Origin of the sequence: Amycolatopsis sp. NPDC047767, assembly GCF_040704195.1 — a bacterium.
GTDB lineage: Bacteria > Actinomycetota > Actinomycetes > Mycobacteriales > Pseudonocardiaceae > Amycolatopsis.
This window is the reverse complement of record NZ_JBEYSJ010000028.1, coordinates 52,279-67,964: the sequence shown is the minus strand read 5'-3', so window position 1 is coordinate 67,964 and position 15,686 is coordinate 52,279. Positions and strand designations below refer to the sequence as shown.

Annotated in this window: 16 protein-coding genes and 5 pseudogenes; 8 read left to right on the top strand and 13 right to left on the bottom strand. The window is 68.9% G+C overall.

Annotation, left to right across the window (positions count from 1 at the left end; translation table 11 throughout):
• Positions 1-76 precede the first annotated feature (76 nt).
• Positions 77-574: an RHS repeat-associated core domain-containing protein gene (locus tag AB0878_RS36670; protein WP_366585233.1), complete on the bottom strand. Its 498-nt coding sequence runs from the start codon at positions 572-574 to the stop codon at positions 77-79.
• A gap of 150 nt (positions 575-724) precedes the next feature.
• On the opposite strand from AB0878_RS36670, the pseudogene AB0878_RS36665 reads away from it, so the two are divergent.
• Positions 725-1,018 (top strand): annotated as a pseudogene (locus AB0878_RS36665) (DUF4429 domain-containing protein); the annotation flags it as partial.
• Positions 1,019-1,049: 31 nt separating this feature from the next.
• Here the strand turns inward: AB0878_RS36665 and AB0878_RS36660 are convergent.
• From AB0878_RS36660 to AB0878_RS36635, 6 genes and pseudogenes are all read right to left on the bottom strand, one after another.
• Positions 1,050-1,906: pseudogene (locus tag AB0878_RS36660) on the bottom strand (helix-turn-helix transcriptional regulator).
• Positions 1,903-2,433: pseudogene (locus AB0878_RS36655) on the bottom strand (DUF6879 family protein). The pseudogenes AB0878_RS36660 and AB0878_RS36655 overlap by 4 nt, the downstream one beginning before the upstream one ends.
• The gene (locus AB0878_RS36650; protein WP_366585231.1) at positions 2,430-2,750 is read right to left on the bottom strand and encodes a hypothetical protein; all 321 of its coding nucleotides are present in this window, start codon (positions 2,748-2,750) and stop codon (positions 2,430-2,432) included. The pseudogene AB0878_RS36655 and the gene AB0878_RS36650 overlap by 4 nt, the downstream one beginning before the upstream one ends.
• 570 nt (positions 2,751-3,320) lie before the next feature.
• Positions 3,321-3,896 carry an LppA family lipoprotein gene (locus AB0878_RS36645; RefSeq protein WP_366585229.1) on the bottom strand — a complete coding sequence of 192 codons (576 nt, stop codon included), beginning with the start codon at positions 3,894-3,896 and terminating at the stop codon, positions 3,321-3,323.
• Between the two features lie 20 nt (positions 3,897-3,916).
• The gene (locus tag AB0878_RS36640; protein ID WP_366585227.1) at positions 3,917-5,635 is read right to left on the bottom strand and encodes an alpha/beta hydrolase; all 1,719 of its coding nucleotides are present in this window, start codon (positions 5,633-5,635) and stop codon (positions 3,917-3,919) included.
• Positions 5,635-5,955, bottom strand: a complete 321-nt coding sequence (locus AB0878_RS36635; protein ID WP_366585224.1) for a hypothetical protein — start codon at positions 5,953-5,955, stop codon at positions 5,635-5,637. The genes AB0878_RS36640 and AB0878_RS36635 overlap by 1 nt, the downstream gene beginning before the upstream one ends.
• 114 nt (positions 5,956-6,069) lie before the next feature.
• Between AB0878_RS36635 and AB0878_RS36630 the strand changes: the two genes are divergently transcribed.
• Both AB0878_RS36630 and AB0878_RS36625 read left to right on the top strand, forming a co-directional pair.
• On the top strand, positions 6,070-6,309 hold the full coding sequence (locus AB0878_RS36630; RefSeq protein WP_366585222.1) for a hypothetical protein: 240 nt from the start codon (positions 6,070-6,072) through the stop codon (positions 6,307-6,309).
• 276 nt (positions 6,310-6,585) lie between these two features.
• On the top strand, positions 6,586-6,888 hold the full coding sequence (locus AB0878_RS36625; RefSeq protein WP_366585220.1) for a hypothetical protein: 303 nt from the start codon (positions 6,586-6,588) through the stop codon (positions 6,886-6,888).
• A 207-nt stretch (positions 6,889-7,095) separates the two neighbouring features.
• Here the strand turns inward: AB0878_RS36625 and AB0878_RS36620 are convergent, their stop codons facing one another.
• Positions 7,096-8,526, bottom strand: a complete 1,431-nt coding sequence (locus tag AB0878_RS36620; protein ID WP_366585218.1) for a PucR family transcriptional regulator — start codon at positions 8,524-8,526, stop codon at positions 7,096-7,098.
• 96 nt (positions 8,527-8,622) lie between these two features.
• Here AB0878_RS36620 and pxpA point away from each other — a divergent pair, with 96 nt between their 5' ends.
• Genes pxpA through AB0878_RS36595 form a run of 5 tightly spaced genes read left to right on the top strand, consistent with a single transcriptional unit; the run spans position 8,623 to position 12,818 of the window.
• Positions 8,623-9,345 carry a 5-oxoprolinase subunit PxpA gene (gene pxpA, locus AB0878_RS36615; protein WP_366585216.1) on the top strand — a complete coding sequence of 241 codons (723 nt, stop codon included), beginning with the start codon at positions 8,623-8,625 and terminating at the stop codon, positions 9,343-9,345.
• Positions 9,346-9,356: 11 nt separating this feature from the next.
• Positions 9,357-9,593, top strand: coding sequence for an acetyl-CoA carboxylase (locus tag AB0878_RS36610; protein ID WP_220240282.1), 237 nt, complete (start codon positions 9,357-9,359; stop codon positions 9,591-9,593).
• A 3-nt stretch (positions 9,594-9,596) separates the two neighbouring features.
• Positions 9,597-10,946, top strand: coding sequence for an acetyl-CoA carboxylase biotin carboxylase subunit (locus AB0878_RS36605; protein WP_366585213.1), 1,350 nt, complete (start codon positions 9,597-9,599; stop codon positions 10,944-10,946).
• Positions 10,943-11,848 carry a carboxyltransferase domain-containing protein gene (locus tag AB0878_RS36600; RefSeq protein ID WP_366585211.1) on the top strand — a complete coding sequence of 302 codons (906 nt, stop codon included), beginning with the start codon at positions 10,943-10,945 and terminating at the stop codon, positions 11,846-11,848. Before AB0878_RS36605 ends, AB0878_RS36600 begins: the two co-directional genes overlap by 4 nt.
• The gene (locus tag AB0878_RS36595) at positions 11,838-12,818 is read left to right on the top strand and encodes a biotin-dependent carboxyltransferase family protein (protein WP_366585209.1); all 981 of its coding nucleotides are present in this window, start codon (positions 11,838-11,840) and stop codon (positions 12,816-12,818) included. The genes AB0878_RS36600 and AB0878_RS36595 overlap by 11 nt, the downstream gene beginning before the upstream one ends.
• 12 nt (positions 12,819-12,830) lie before the next feature.
• Here the strand turns inward: AB0878_RS36595 and AB0878_RS36590 are convergent.
• The 5 genes and pseudogenes from AB0878_RS36590 to AB0878_RS36570 all read right to left on the bottom strand — a co-directional run.
• Positions 12,831-12,974, bottom strand: a pseudogene (locus AB0878_RS36590) (deoxyribose-phosphate aldolase); the annotation flags it as partial.
• A gap of 368 nt (positions 12,975-13,342) precedes the next feature.
• Positions 13,343-13,813: a hypothetical protein gene (locus tag AB0878_RS36585; protein WP_366585207.1), complete on the bottom strand. Its 471-nt coding sequence runs from the start codon at positions 13,811-13,813 to the stop codon at positions 13,343-13,345.
• A gap of 94 nt (positions 13,814-13,907) precedes the next feature.
• Positions 13,908-14,060, bottom strand: a pseudogene (locus AB0878_RS36580) (hypothetical protein); the annotation flags it as partial.
• Positions 14,057-15,133 carry a site-specific integrase gene (locus tag AB0878_RS36575; RefSeq protein ID WP_366585205.1) on the bottom strand — a complete coding sequence of 359 codons (1,077 nt, stop codon included), beginning with the start codon at positions 15,131-15,133 and terminating at the stop codon, positions 14,057-14,059. The pseudogene AB0878_RS36580 and the gene AB0878_RS36575, both read right to left, overlap by 4 nt.
• Positions 15,117-15,590: a hypothetical protein gene (locus AB0878_RS36570; protein WP_366585203.1), complete on the bottom strand. Its 474-nt coding sequence runs from the start codon at positions 15,588-15,590 to the stop codon at positions 15,117-15,119. The genes AB0878_RS36575 and AB0878_RS36570 overlap by 17 nt, the downstream gene beginning before the upstream one ends.
• Between the last annotated feature and the right edge of the window lie 96 nt (positions 15,591-15,686).

Genomic DNA, 15,686 nt, shown 5'->3' with positions numbered 1-15,686 from the left:
TGTCGGCGGCGGCCTTCTTGGCCTCCTCGTACTCGGCTTGGCTCAGGCCGGCGTCCTTCAGCGCCTGGTCGTGAGCCTACGCGTCGCCGCCCCCGCCGATGCCCCACGGCGGGTCGATCCAGATGCGGTAGACGAACACCTGCACAACCCAGTAGGTGACCGCGACCAGCATGAGCACGGGGAAGAACAATGAGGCCGCGACCAGCGCCCACAGCATGACGGTCACGGCCATCCGCTTCTGGACCGACACCGTCTTCCAGAACAGGCCGTTCGGGTCGGAGTTCGTGACCGGCGAGTTGTTCCCGTAGGCGTACCCGTTGAGCTGCTGCGGGTCGTCGAGATCCATGACCGGGTCGGCGGAGATGAAGCGTCCGGTTTCGGGGTCGTACTCGCGCGCGCCGAGGTTCGTCAAGCCGCTCTCGTCCTTGGTGCCGCCGACGAAGCCCTTGTCGTCGACCCACGACGAAGGCTGATCACCGCGCGGATTGCCGAACGGGTCCTGCCGACGGGATTTGGCCTCCAGCGTGCGAGCGTCCACGGTCATCGACGTCGTGCCCTGGTACCTCGATGGCATGGAGCTCGGGCTCCAGAACACGACCAAGGAGCTCACCGCACGTCGGTGCTACGACCACGGCGGCGCCGACGTCGCCGTGCGGACATCCGAGAACGCCGGCGGTCTGTCCTGGCTGATGGATGATCACGGTACGGCACGGTCACGTTCGACGGCGTGTTCGTCACGATCACCCGCGGGAAGGCCGGCCGTTTGCTGACCGGTTCGGCGGAGAAGCGCATCCACATCAAGAACATCACAGGGATCAACTTCAAGCCGGCGAACGCCTTGATTCAGGGGTGGATCGAGTTCACCGTGCCCGGTGGTCAGGAACGCCGAGGCCGTCAGGGAAGCCGGTCTCAAACCACCGGCCGCGATGAGAACGCGATCCTGTTCTTGAAGAAGTCGAACGCCGAGTTCGTCGCGCTCAAGGACGCGGTCTACGCGGCGCAGGCGCGACTGCTCTGACGGGCACGGTCGCCGCTAGGGCACGGCCGACTCAGCCAGTCTGGGCGAGGTCGCTCTGCACACGTAAGAGCGTGGCGCGGGCGTCCTCGCCCTCGGCGTCGGCGGTCCAGAGCGCGGCGAGGTAGTCGCGGTAGAGCTGCACGTCGTCGGCATCGCGGGTGGTGAGTTCGGTGTGCAGCACCTCGATGTAGAGCAACCCGTCGTCGAACAGCCAGAAACCATGCTGGGCGGGTGCCGGAAGATCGATGCCACTCGGCACGATCCCGAACCGCACGTTCGGCAGCTGCGTCACCGCGATCAGTCGGTCAATCTGGCCGGCCATGGTGCAGCCGAGGCAACGCCGCCCCGTAGAGCATTCTCGACAATGAGAAGTTCGATCGTTTTCGTTTCGTCGTACAGGATCTGCTGCCGCTGCATGCGCGCGGCGACGGCGGCGTCGATGTCGTCGCCTGCGCCCCGGAGCGCAGCGCTCTTCTCGAACACGGTTCGTGCGTAGCCCGGTGTCTGGACCAGACCGGGAAGGACCGCGGTCTCGAAGCATGCGATCTTGCGGGCCGCCTGCTCCAGCTCGGCGAACGAGCGCTGGGCGCCCTCGTGGCCGCCTGTGCGAATGCGAGCTTTCCAGCGGGCCTGGTCGAGCCGGATCGCCTGTAGCTCTCGCAACAGATCGTCGCGCTCGTCGTCGGATACGCCGAGGACCCGGGCCCACTCGGTGAGCTCGGGTTCGGTGATCGGCTGGCGCCCGCGCTCAATGAGCGAGATCTTCATCGGCCCCCAGCCGAGCATTTCGGCGAGCGCCTTGCCGGTGATCTTGGGCGTGTGCGCGATGCGGTGCTGCCGGAGTCGATCGGCGAATTCCAGCAGTCGGCCGTTCGGGTCTCCGGTCACGGGCTCCTCGTCGAAGGTGCGAACTGTTTGTCGTGCGGCACGGCGACCGGCCAGACGATGTCACGCCACCGCCGGTGCTGCGCGACCGTAGCGGGATCGTCGGCCAGCTCGGCGCCGGCCACGCCGTTCTCGTCGAAGTGCACCGTGGCGACGAGCCGGTCGTCGAAGAGGTAGAAGTCCTCGTGGGGGGCGCCGAGCTTGCGGGCGTGCTCCTCGCTGATCCAGCGGATGTCTTAGCCCGCCTCAATGTTGAAAGGCGTGAGCTCGAACATCCACCGCGGGTACTCGGTCGGCGGGTCGGTCAACATCCGCGCCCGCTCCCACGTCTTCCCGGCGGCGCGTTGCGCGCGGATCTGCTCCAGCCACGGTCGCATGAATGCGTGGTCGACGCGCCCGCCACGCCAGACCTGCAACGGCTCCCGCTCCTCGGGCTCCCGGTAGGTGCCCTGACACTCCCACCGCCACGCCGAGCACTCGAAGCTCCGGAGCAGGTCGGCGAACTCGGGCCCGGGCTTGACCCAGGTCATCGGCTGACGGCCTCGGCGAGCTGCTGCAGTTTCCCGGCCGAGGCGGGGTCTACGATAAAGTCGGGCCGGTCTTCGTCGGCGAAGGCGATCCGTTGCAGCGCTTCGATGTCGACGAACGGGAGCAGCGCGGCCGGGATCTCAACGGCGGACTCGTGGGCCGGGATGCCGTTGCCGCGTGCACGCACGGTCTCCAACGCGACGGGGTCGGTGACGGTGGTGCCCTGGATGACCAGCGTGCCGCGGTCCGTGACGAACAGCGTCGGACAGCCGCCGGTGTTTGAACTGGTGCCTGCGAACGCCATGGCGTGATCAGTCATGTTGCGTCTTCCTTGATCAGCTAGGCGTCCATTGTGGTCAGGCCGTAGCAGAGACTACCACCGGAAGACAGGTGAATATCAGCCGATCACGCCCGATGACATGCGCGACGCGTAGTCCGTTCGTGTGGGTACTTGATATTTCGTGCGATATCACTTGCCTGACGAAGCCTTCAGCACGAGCCTTGGTCGCATGAGCGCGCTCATCCACATCGACCCGGCTGCGATCCATCCGGTGATCGACGGCGTGTGGCACCGAACAGCCCTCGCCGCGGTCCCGGCGCCCGGCGAGGGGATCACGATGCTGTGCGGCGCGACGGCCGCCGCGGAATTCGAGCGGCTCGACCAGCGCACCGCGAACGGGGTTCCGACGCAGTGCCCGTACTGCGATGTGGCGTACCGGCGCGCGCGCTCGGCTGTGCGATTCCGCCGAACCACCCCGGCCTGCACTGCACCCCTGGCCGGCGGGTTCCACGACCCTGCGACTCCTGATCTCCCGGCCGCCGTGCTGGTTCCCCGACGAAGGCACGGCGGCCGGGTTCCACCGAGACACTCGCCCCGACGCGTGGCCGCTTACGCGGTTGGCGCTGGCGCAGGGGTGCCGCGCTTCTTGGCTTCGGCGGTGAGATGGCAGCCGGTTCGGACAAGAAGGGTGGTATTGACCGCCGTACCGATGTTGAGTTCGGCTTGATACCGGTCGCGGAACACAACCTCGTGGTCATTAGGGCGGCTGACGATCACCTGCCCAGAGTCAAACCCGTAACCTTGCGCGACACCATGCACCACGTTCACAGCTTTATCCCACTGGGCATCGGGAATATTTCCCGCCGCCATCCAGTTTGGCAGGCCACGGACTTCGCCGTCAGCTCCGAGCCCCGGGTACCCGGCACCGCATGCACTGCCCGCGATTTGTGTGCGCTGTTGCCATGTGAGCGCTGGAAAAGTCGCAGTGAGTGCGCCGCGAATCTTCTGGTCCATCTCTTGATACCGGGCGGCTTCTTGCTCGATGTCCGGACGCTGCATGAGTTCGTTGAACTGTTGCGTCGTAGAATTTTGCTCGTTATTCACGGCTGCTCCCTGGCCGCTACAGCTGATCAAAGACAAGGCGAGGACCGTGCCGACAGCTGCGCGCGCGGCGTGGATGTTCATGCGGACAGGCGACCTCTTCGTCATCGGTGCGTCGGGATCTGTGCCGGCGGAGGCGGTGGTGGCGCGACGTAGTTGATGCGCAAGTCGGGGCGGCCCGCGCTGATCGCGGCTATGTTGTATTGAGATGTGGACCCGTTGGTGAGGTATTCGCTGTGGCCGTGAGTACTGCTGGTAGGCCCTTCCACACCGACTCCACTTTCGGTACTGGCGCGGTCGACGCCCGGCATGTCGTAGGGCGAGACACCGAAATGCTTCGCGATATCGAGTTTGGGTACCGCGTCCTGATCAGCCCCGGCGGCGAAGAGGTGCCCGACGGGCACGTGTAGGTCGCTGCGCTGCTGGGCGTCGAGGCCTGGCGAGCCGAACACAACTGCATCGTGAACTGGTGTCTGCTGCTGCAACGCGATGCCGGTAGTGAGGCTGCCGTAGGAGTGGCCAAGAGCAGTCAAGTGCAGCGGCTGATTCTGGGCATCGTGTGATGCGCCGATCCCGTCGAGAAAGCCGTCGAGCTTCCGTGCGCCGACCTGCGCGAGGTCGCCGGAGATCACCGACTTCCCCCCGTTCAGGATGTCATCGTTCTGGGGCGCCTCGTAACCGATCCACGTCACCGTCGCCGCCCCGCCTCCATCGCCGTACCGGTCGGCGATGTTCTGGGTGTGTTGTTGCAGGTTTTGCATGTCGGCATCGTAGTTTCCGAGCGAGCCGTTGACCGTAGAGGTGAAACCTGGAGTAAACACGGCGACATGCTTCGCGGTGTCGATATTGCCGACGGATACGGCCGCTTTCAAGCGCTCGCCGGTAGTGTCCAGCGTCAGCAGCTGTCGTTCACCGGGCCGATGAAGCGTCTCTTCGATCTTGTTCAGCGAATCCAGTTTCGCCTCGATCTTGCGTACATCGGCGAGTGCGTCGGCCACCATATTGGGTGTCGGGAACGGCTGATCTTTCGCCAGCGCCAGCATTTCCCGCGAATGCTCCAACTCCCGTTCCAGCATGGCACGCTCGGACGGCATACGGGCGATGTTGGCTTGGGAGCGCACGCTGCCGGGCAGCCCGTCGCGGTTGCCGAGCCAGTCAGGGTGATCACGAAGCAGGATCGCCTGCCCCGCGGTCGAGAGGGTGGCCCACCAGGCCGCGTTCTCGGCCGGGGTCGCATGGGGTGGGGGTTCGGGCAGGGTGAGCCCGGGATCTTTGACTCCGTCTGCGGCAGCGGCGGCGACCGTGGATTCGTCGCCGGTACCGAACTGGCCTGCCGCTGCCCGGTGCAGCACCGAGGCCAGGTCGGTGTCGATGTCATCGGCGGTGCGCAGGATCTGCGCGACGTCGTCCACCAGCTGGGTGTGGGTGCGTGCCCGGTCCTCGGGGCTCAGGTCCGGGGGCACTTGCTGTCCGGCGAAGGCGTCGGCGACAGCACCGGCGTCGGTGATCTGGTAGCCGTACTTGTGGGCCAACTCCTCCGCATTGGTGAGGGCGCTCTGGACACCCGTGATGGCGTCGGCGGCTTGCGCGATCGTTTTGCCGAGGGCTGCGGCTCCCGCGGCGACGGTATCCAGCCCGCGTGTCAGGGCGCGGTGCTGGGCGGCGGCGTTGTCAGCGGCATCGCCGCTCCATCCCACGACGGGGAGGGTCTTGGCGAAGTCGTCCCCGTCATTGATCAGGATCTGGGTACGAGCCTGCAGCAGCGAGAAAATGTCCTCCAACGCGGCGGGGCTCCAGGCCCGGACATCGGCGAGCGACACCATCAGCGCGGCCCTCTCATCCCCGGCGCCGCCCGCGGGAACACCCCAGCCAGTGCATGATCGCCCTGACGGCAGCGGTCAGCCGCCGTGCCCAGGTGCTCGGCCAGCCGCTGCGCTTCCTCGCACCACTCCGTGAACGTGGCCGCCAACGCCTCCCGGCACCGCCCCGCCGCGGCCGCAGCCTTGCCCCCGGGCACCGCCGCAGCCACTCGCCCGGCCGGCTCAGCGCAGTCAGCACCACGCAGGCCGTCCACCTTCTCCCCGGCCGCCCGGCCCGCCGCACTGAGCGCGTCGGGCACCGCCGTGAAGCCTCCCGACGCCATCGCCCCGCCTCCCCTGCCACCAAGCCCTGTCGCCAGTGGCGTCGTGTCACCGCATGGTTACCGTATGACAGTGATCACGCCGGGTTCAACGCCACAGGTCACGGACGCTACGCGGTGGCCCAGGCCCCCGCGAGCGACGAGGCGCCGCCGGATCGGGTCCGGGATCGCGTCTACCAGCAGCCGCTCAACGCGCGGCCGCAGGGACAGGTGACGGGCCCGGGCATCATTCCGCAGAACGGCACGAAGACCAAGGACACCGGCCCGTCCGACGAACCAGTGACGACGCCGACGCCGTTGCCCAATCCAGCAGCCACCCCACCGACGTTCACCCCGCCGGTGCAGCCGGGTCCGTAACGCCGCCATCCGAGCGCCTGCCTGCACCGCGACCGGGAAATCGGTAGCCACGGCGCAAGACGTCGGTGGAGTTCACCTCGACGAGCGAGTCGTGCCCCAGGTTCGCAACGGTGTGCGTGAACGCCAGGTGGTCGTCGTCGTAGAAGCGGACGGAGCCTTGGGCGAGACTGCCATCAGCAGGGCGGCGTCCGCCGCGAAGACGGAGGCGCTCAGCGGCGCTTCCCAGCCGAGGGACAGCGCCATCGACGGTGCGAACACCAGCAGCAGCCTGACGTTGTGGTCTGGCAGCCGGGGTTGCCCGAGCGGGCGGTGCCGCTGGCGTTCGTGGGGCCACCGTTCCGGTCGGACAAGCTGCGGCGACTCGTACTCCGCACCGAGCAGCGCGCGGCCGGTCACCCGCCGGCCGACCGCGAGAGCGAGGACGTCACGGGCCTGCTCGACGAACCCCTCACGATCGACGCACCGCCGACACGGTGTGTGCCGAGTTCTGGTGGCGACCTGCGCGAGGACCACCCGGCGCCGCACTCGTGGAGGTCGGGGACGCGGACGAAGAGCTGCCAGGGCGGGCGGGCACCTTGACCACCGCGGGCGGCGCCGAGCCACTTCGCGCGGTCCAGCGTCGCGTACGTGTCCCTCACCGGGCTTCCGCCGAGTCGCACCGCGCTGGCGTGGCACGCCGACGAGACCGACCCGGCCTGCCACGCGTTAATCGAAGCCGCGCGGGAAGTGGCCGCGCGCAGCTGAATGCCCAAACCGGACAAGCGCGGCTGTGCACTCAGCACAAGCTCACGCCAGTCGCAGGGCCATCAACAGCGTCGCACGGACGTGCCCGTCCTGCAGGTCGAGCGCGAGCAGCTCCCGGATCCGCTTCAGCCGGTACGCGAGCGTGTTGCGGTGGATGAACAGCTCGGCGCAGATCGCCGGTGTCGCGCCGCTGTGGCGCAGGTACGCCTCGAGCGTGGTCAGCAGCTCCTCCGATCGCGCGAGCGGCGCGACGAGCCGCTGGGCCAGGCTGATCGCACCGGGGTGGCGCAGCGTGTCGACCACCGCGTCGAAGTCCAGCTGCGGCGCGGCGCGCACGCCGGACGGACCCAGCGCGCGCCGGCACATCCGCAGCACGAGGCCGAGTTCCGCGGCGTTCTCCGCGGTCGCGACCACCGCGGACACCGACCGCGCCTGCCCGAGCGCCGAGCGCGCCGCCGACAGCAACTGCGCGGGCTCCAGCGACTCGCTCTGCAGCAGGATCGTCGAGAGGTCCGGCTCCTCGACGAACCGCATCGCCGAGAACTCCCCCGCCAGGATCACGCGGGCACGCCACGACACCGACCGCAGGTACGTCGTGGACATCCCCGCTTCGGCTTGCAGCACGACAACGCCCGTGCGCTGGTACGGCTCCAGCTCGGCGTCGCGGGCCAGCGCGACCAGATCGGCCGTCGGCACGGCATCGTTGCCGTAGACGGCTTCGGTCAGCCGGCCCGCGTTGCGCGAGTGCGCGACGCCCGCGGAACCGAGTGTGGTGCTGAGCTGCATCGACACGACGGCGGCGACGGGCGCGAGCAGCGTCCGGATCGTGGTCTGCGCATCGGTTTCCTCGACGACCAGCCGGAAGCGGTCGCGGTTGCTGCCCGGCAGCGTGAACTCCGTACGCGCCGCGAGCGCGCCCTCGCCACCCGCCGCGAGTAAGGTCGCGCCGGTCGAGTCCTGAATGGACACCCGAGCGCCGACGACCTCGCTGATGCGGTGCAGCACGTCCTGCATCGTGCCCTGATCCGCCGCGATGCGCGTGCAGTCGTCGGCCAGCTCCGAACCACGGCGCAGGGCTTCGTAGCGCTCGGCCGAAAGGCGGTCCTGCACGTCGCGCTGGACGAGCACGAACGGCACCTGGTCCGGGATCACCAGCAGTGGCACCCCGCGGTTCTCGCACGCGACCACGAGCCCTTCCGGCAGCGCCGCGTGCGCCGGCCCGAGCCCGAACGCAAGCGCCGCGATGGGCACGTTCGCGAGCCGTTCCACGTAGGCGTCCCAGATCCGGACGTCCGTGACGTTCAAGGCCATCCCGGACGTCAGCATCAGCGCGCCCGGGGTGAGGAACGGCGACGGGTCGATCGACTCCGTCGGCGCGCACCACGTGATCGGCCTCGCCAGGGCGCCGGGCGGGCCTTCGACGCGGATGTCGATGCGGCGCTCGGGATCTTCGAGCATGTCGGCAACACGCACCCGGGCAGCGTAGAGCACTCAGCACAACCCAGCCCAGACGATTAGGTCACTCTGACCAATGTGCCCGCCACCACATGCTGCCTACTGTTACCCACCATGACCGCGACCCTGAATTCCGACATGGGCGAAGGACTCGGCCTGCACAGCTTCGGCAACGACGAAGCGCTCCTCGACCTCGTCGACGTGATCAACCTGGCCTGCGGCTTCCACGCGGGCGATCCCGACGTCATGAACGCGACCGTCGCCGCCGCCGTCGCGCACGACGTCCGCATCGGCGCGCACCCCGGGCTGCCCGACCTGACCGGCTTCGGCCGGCGACGCATGGTCCTGACTTCCGAAGAGGTCGAGTCGATCGTGCTGTACCAGGTGGGAGCGCTCACGGCGTTCCTGACCAAGCACGGCGCCCCGCTCAACCACGTCAAACCCCACGGCGCGCTCTACGGCATGCTCGCCGGCGATCCCGACCTCATGGCCGGTGCGGCCCGCGCGGCGAAGGTCTTCGGCGTACCGTTCTTCGGCATCGCCGGCACCGCACACGAGACGGTGTGCGCCGAGCTCGGCGTGCCGTTCGTGGCCGAGCTCTACGTCGACCTGAACTACGACGACGAGGGCAACCTGATCATCCTCCGCCGTCCCGGACGCACCGACCCGGCCGCCGCGGCCGAGCGCGTCGGCCGCGCGCTGAAGGGCCGGCCCGTGCTGTCGGTCGGCGGCGCGGAGCTGGACATCCGCTTCGACAGCGTCTGCGTGCACTCCGACGCCCCCAACTCCCCCGAGGTCGCCGCGGCCGTGCGCGCCGTGCTCGACGAGAACCAGTGAAAGGCAGGCCCGTGTCCGACATCCTCTCTCCGCTTCCCGGCATCTTCTACACGCGTCCCGGGCCCGACAAGGAGCCGTTCGTGCAGCCCGGCGACCGCATCGAGGCCGGCGCCGCCGTCGGCATCGTCGAGGTGATGAAGCAGTTCACCGAGATCCGCGCGGAGACGGCGGGCACGGTCAAGTCGATCAACGTCGTGGACGGGGGCACGGTGACACCCGGCGAGGTCCTCGTCGTGGTGGAGGACTGACGGGTGCGCAAGCTCCTCATCGCCAACCGCGGCGAGATCGCCGTCCGGATCATGCGCACCGCCCGCGAGCTGGGCCTCACCACCGTCGCCGTGTGCAGTGAAGCGGATCGCGATTCGCTCGCTGCGCGGACCGCCGACGAAGCCGTGGTAATCGGCCCGCCGCCGGCCCGCGACAGCTACCTCGACCAGGACGCCGTGCTGAAGGCGGCGCGCGACACCGGCGCCGACGCCGTGCACCCCGGTTTCGGTTTCCTGTCCGAGAACGCCGATTTCGCGCAGGCCGTGCTCGACGCCGGGTTCACGTGGGTCGGCCCAGCGCCCGACGCGATCCGGCTCATGGGCGACAAGGTCGCCGCCCGCGAAGCCGCTCGCAAGGCCGGGGTGCCGGTGCTGGCCGGTTCCGGCGGACCGCTCGACCCGGACGCCGACCCGCTCGCGGTCGCCCGCCAGGTCGGTTTCCCGTTGGTGCTCAAGGCGTCCGCTGGTGGCGGCGGCCGCGGCATCCGCCTCGTCACCGATCCGACCGACTTCCTCTCCGCGCTCGACCTCACGCGGTCCGAGGCGCGGGCGAGCTTCGGCGACGACACGATGTACCTGGAGCGGTTCGTCGAACGCGCGCGCCACGTCGAGGTGCAGGTGCTCGGCGACGGCGAACGCGTGATCCACCTCGGCGACCGTGACTGCTCGATGCAGCGCCGCTCGCAGAAGGTGCTCGAGGAGGCCCCCGCGCCCGACCTGCCCGACGAGGTCCGCGAACGGATCCGCCACTCGTCGGTCGATCTCGCGCAGGCCTGCCAATACCGCGGGGTCGGCACGGTCGAGTTCCTCTACGACCCGGTGCACCACGAAGCGGCGTTCATCGAGATGAACACGCGGCTGCAGGTCGAACACCCCGTGACCGAGCTCGTGACGGGTATCGACCTCGTCGAGCAGCAGCTGCGGATCGCTCGCGGCGAACCGCTCGGCCTCGCCCAGGACGACGTCACGTTCACCGGGCACGCCTTCGAATCGCGCATCAACGCCGAAGACCCCGACCGCGGGTTCATGCCGAGCCCCGGCACGGTCGAAACCCTGACGTGGCCGTCCGGTGCGCGGGTGGACAGCGGGGTCGAGGCGGGTGACGCGGTGACGCCGTACTACGACTCGATGATCGCCAAGCTGATCGTGCACGGCCCCGACCGCGCCGCAGCGATGGCGCGGATGACCGAGGCGCTGCGCGGCGTCGAGATCACCGGGATCGCGACGACGATCGGCCTGCACCTGACCCTGTTCGCGCGGCCCGAGTTCGCCGCGGTCGAGCACCACACGAAGTTCATCGAAACGGCTCCTGGACTGCTGAAGGAGAAGGCGTGAGCGCACCACAGACCCTGCCCGCCCAGGCCCGCTACACGTGGGGCGGCGACGAGTTCCTCTTCGTCGAGATCGCGGAGGAGATGAGCCTGCCGGGGAACCTGCGGGCCATGGGCATCGCACGCGCGCTGGCCGCGAAGTCCCTCGACGGCGTGGTCGACATCTGCCCTGCCAACGCGTCGCTGCTCATCCGCTTCGACCCCGACGTGGTGGCGCCGGCCGACCTGGAGACCACCGTCCGGGAGCTGGAAACCGAGACGCGGCGGCAAAGCAACACCGTGCTGTCGACCCGGATCATCGAAGTCCCCGTGTGGTACGACGATCCGTACACCCACGAGGTCGGCGCGCGGTTTCGCGAGGGGTACCACCAGGACCCGAGTGGCAATGACCTCGACTACGCGGCGCGGATCAACGACCTCGACGGCGCGGCCGAGTTCATCCGGCGCCACCACACGAACCCGTGGATCGTCTCGATGGTCGGGTTCGTCGCCGGCCTGCCGTTCCTGTTCCAGCTGGTCGAGCGCGACAAGCAGCTGGAGGTGCCGAAGTACCTGAGCCCGCGCACGGACACCCCGAAGCTGACCGTGGGTCACGGCGGGTGCTTCGCCTGCATCTACTCCGTGCGCGGCGCGGGCGGTTACCAGATGTTCGGCATCGCGGCGGCGCCGATCTTCGACCCGGCGCAGAAGCTGGCCGACTTCGCCGATTCCATGGTGTTCTTCCGGCCCGGCGACATCGTGAAGTTCACGCCGGTGTCCGAAGAGGAGTACCGCGCGATCGAAGCCGAAGTGGCAGCAGGCACGTACCGCTACCGGATCGTGCCCGTCGAGTTCGACACCGAGCGGGCCGTCGCCGACCCCGAGGCCTACAACGCCATCCTGCTGGAGGTGCTCCGTGGCGAGTGAGCGCGCGATCGAGATCAGCCAACCCGGACTGGCTACGACCGTCCAGGACCGCGGCCGCATCGGCTACTACGACCTGGGCATCCCGCAGGGCGGGGCGCTCGACCAGTACTCGGCGGAGCTGGCCAACGCGCTGGTGGGCAACCGCGACGGCGAGGCGCTGCTCGAGTGCACGTACCTCGGCCCCGTGCTGCGCGCCCGCGGCCCGCTGGAGGTCGCGGTGACCGGCGCGCCGGTGCCGGTGAAGGTCAACGGTGAGGAACGTCCTCAGTGGACCCGCCTGGCGCTGGCCGACGGCGACGAGCTGTCCTTCGGTTACATCGGCGGCGGCTCCCGCTACTTCCTCGCGTTCTCCGGTGGCATCGACGTGCCCGCGATGCTCGGCAGCCGTTCCACCTATGTACTCGGTGCCCTCGGCGGGTTCCAGGGCCGGAAGCTGGAATCGGGGGACGTCGTGCCGATCGGCGCGCCGGCGAACCCGCCGCCCGGCGACACCGTCGCCGAGGACCACCGGCCGGTTTTCGGCCCGCAGCAACAGGTCCGCGTGATGCTGGGGCTCTACGACCACCGCCTCACCGAACGCGGCCTCGCCAACCTGACCGAGCAGGAGTGGACGCTCACCCCGGTCGCCGACCGCGCCGGCCTGCGCTATGACGGCCCCGGCGTCGAGTGGCGCGAACGCGTGCAGCCCTTCGGCGCCGGCTCCGACCCGTCGAACATCGTCGACGCCGGTTACGCTGTGGGCTCCATCCAGATCCCCGGCGGCACGCAACCCATCATCCTGCACCGCGACGCCGTCTCCGGTGGCGGCTACGCGATGGTGGCCACGGTGATCAGCGCCGACATGGACGTCGTGGCCCGCGCCGCGCCGGGCACGAAAACCCGCTTCGTCCCCGTCGACCTCGACACCGCGCTGGTCGCCCGCAAGGACCGCGCGCAGCGCCTCGCGGCGGCGATCAGCTCGCTCGGCTGAGCGCGCCCCAGGTCACGAGCGGACCCGCCGTTCTGGGCGGACCAGCGACACGGCCGTGTCGACCGCGGCGGCCACGTCGTCATCCGGCGGGCAGAGCAGGGACCGGCCGGCGATCAGGCCGCGGACGCCGGGCTGCGCGAGAGCGGCTAGCCAAGATACGACGCGTACGCCGCACCCAGCGCAACCAGCCCCGTCGCCCCACGCTGAATCCACAACGACCACGGACGGCCGGGTAACCGCCTTGCTCCAGTCGGGTGACCGTCAACTTGCTCCTGAATCGCCGTGGCCGTACCCCTCATCACCTCGGCGAGCACGGCGGCAGCTCACGATCCCCATCACCGCGGAAAACCGCAGCTCAGAGGCCATTTCTACTGATGCAGATGTCGTCCGAACCCGCCCCGGGATTCGAACTCACACTCACGGTTGGTGCGCAAGCCCGACTGCCGAACGTGTCGGAGAACGGTCGTCGTCGCCGGTGAGGTCGCCGTACGCCGGCGACGACGGCGACCTCACTCGGCGTCTCGTCAGTCGGCGGTGGCTGCGGTGGTGAGCTGTGGTTGTCGGGGGATTTTGTTGGCTGCGCGCCATTGGCGAAGGATGCGTCGCCCGTAGTTGTCTGTGCCGGCGATGCGGTCGAGTTCCGCGCCGGACGGTGTGTGTCCTGCTGCGGTTCGGCTGATGTAGTAGGCCCACATGCGCTGCTCGGCGGTGCACTGGTTGGACCCACTGCCGGAGGCCGGTACAGAGCGCAGGCGGACGACGTCGCTGGTCTCGATACTGCGGTCACCGTCGAGACTGCTCTCGTCCTGCTGCTGCTCCGCCCGGGCACTCTCGGTGTCGGTGCGGCGTTTGAGCGCGCCGTTGAGCAGCTCGACTGCAAGCAGCAGGACCAGCGGCGGACAGGCAGCGACGGTCACCTGCAGCACGCTGAGCATGGGCGCCGAGCCGATGTTGGCGACCAGGGACAGGCAGATGCCGAAGACGAACGCAGCCACGCGACCCACCGCCCCGAGACTTGGCCGCCCGATGGGTCTTCCACAGCTCGACAGTCGCGATGGTCAGCAGGCCATCGACGAGCAGTGGCCAGATCGAGGCGGTCGCGGTGTCGGCTCCGAAGCGGAGGGCGAACTCGCGTCCGTGCCGGTAGGACGCGTAGGCGGCACCGAGCGCGACCAGGCCGGTGCATATGCACTGGATGAACAGTGCGACGTCCCGGAGGATCCCGCGGATGAGGCGTGTCATGTCCGCACCGCCTTCCCTGCCAAGAAAACGGGTCCGCCCGCGGGTGCGGTCATGACCTTTCGGGCGAGTGGGTGGGGTTCGCCGGTCAGGGTTTGCAGGGCGGTGGCGATGTCGGTCAGGTCGGCTTTGATGTAGGTGATGGTCGCGCTGTCGGAGGCGTCGGCGTGGCCGGCGAAGGCGTGCGCGGTTGCGTAGCCGAAGTGCCGCTCGACCCAGGTCAGGGTGGTGTGGCGTAGCCAGTGGGTGGAGATGTTCTGGGTGCGGACCGAGGGGATGTGGCGGCCGAGGCGGTTCCAGAGGTGGTCGTAGCGGCGTTTGGTGATCGGCTCCCCCGTCCGATACCGCAGCAACGGACCGTCCGGATGGGTCGCGCCCCGTTCAGTCGCGTGGGAGAGAAGCTGACCCATGAGTGTGCGGGAGACTGACGGAAGGCGGCTGGTGCCGTCCTTTTCCCGCAGCAGCACGAGACATTGGGTCTCGTCGAGGTCTCGCGGTCGCAGGGCGAGGGCGCCGCCGCGACGGCAGGCGGTCTCGGTGTGCAGGCGCAGCAGCAGCGTATCCAGTTCGGGGTCGTCGCCGGTGGTCGCGGCGACGTGGTTGATCTCGACCAGCAGCGGCTCATGCAACGCGTGCCGCAGGGACGGCAGCCGACGGGGCTTGGCCACGCGCCGTGCCGGGTTCTCGGTCTCGAGCAGGATCTGATCGTCCACAGCATGCCGATACACACACCGCACCGCGGCGATGAAATTCTCCGCTGCACTGCGGCCACCCCGGGAGTTGCGGCGGACCAGCGCCTGCTGTTTCGCTACCTCGGCGAGCTCCTTGATCTCCGTGGGTGTCGGCTCGTCCAGGCGACGGCTCCCCCACGCCTCTTCCAGCCGGCGCCAATACGACGAGTACGCCCGAGCCGTCGGCACTGAGACGGCTCGCTGCACTGCGGGCAGATACTCCGAGAACGTCGGAATCGGCTTGCGCTCTGCCGGTTCAGCCACCAGGTCGGCGGGGCTGATCCCCATCTTCGACAACAGCAACCGGGCGGCGTCGAGTTCCGCTGGTTCAGCGGGCATCGTCATCACCGCCCAGCAAACTCGCGTGGTAGCCGAGGACCAGCCGCTCCAACGAGCGCAGCGGATGCACCACCAGCACACCCCGGACCGGGTCCGCGGCCAGCAGCACCCCGTCGCCGGCCGAAAGACCACACCGGCGACGGAGGATCACCGGCAGCACCAGCGTCCGGCGCGAACCCAGCGCGAACACGCCGTCCGACGCCGGATGCATCACCACCGACGTACCCACCACCGCCGCCGCCAAGCGCACCGCCCCCGACCACCCGAGCCGGTCCAGCACCGGCCGCACACACAACCGACCCGAACGATCAATCCGCGCAATCCCGTACCCCAGGGCCGTCGAAGGCTCGCGCACCACCGGCACAGGAAGCGGCAGTCGCGACGCCTCAGCCACCGCAGTCACATCGGCGAGTCCGACAGCAGAGCCGGAGCCGGGGATCACAGGGGCGATGATCGACGTCATGCCAACCACCCCCTACACAGAGGGACGCGGACAGCACAAAGCCGACCCTGCCTCTGCAGGATCGGCCAACTGTCAAAGGATCGGTGAAAGTTCACC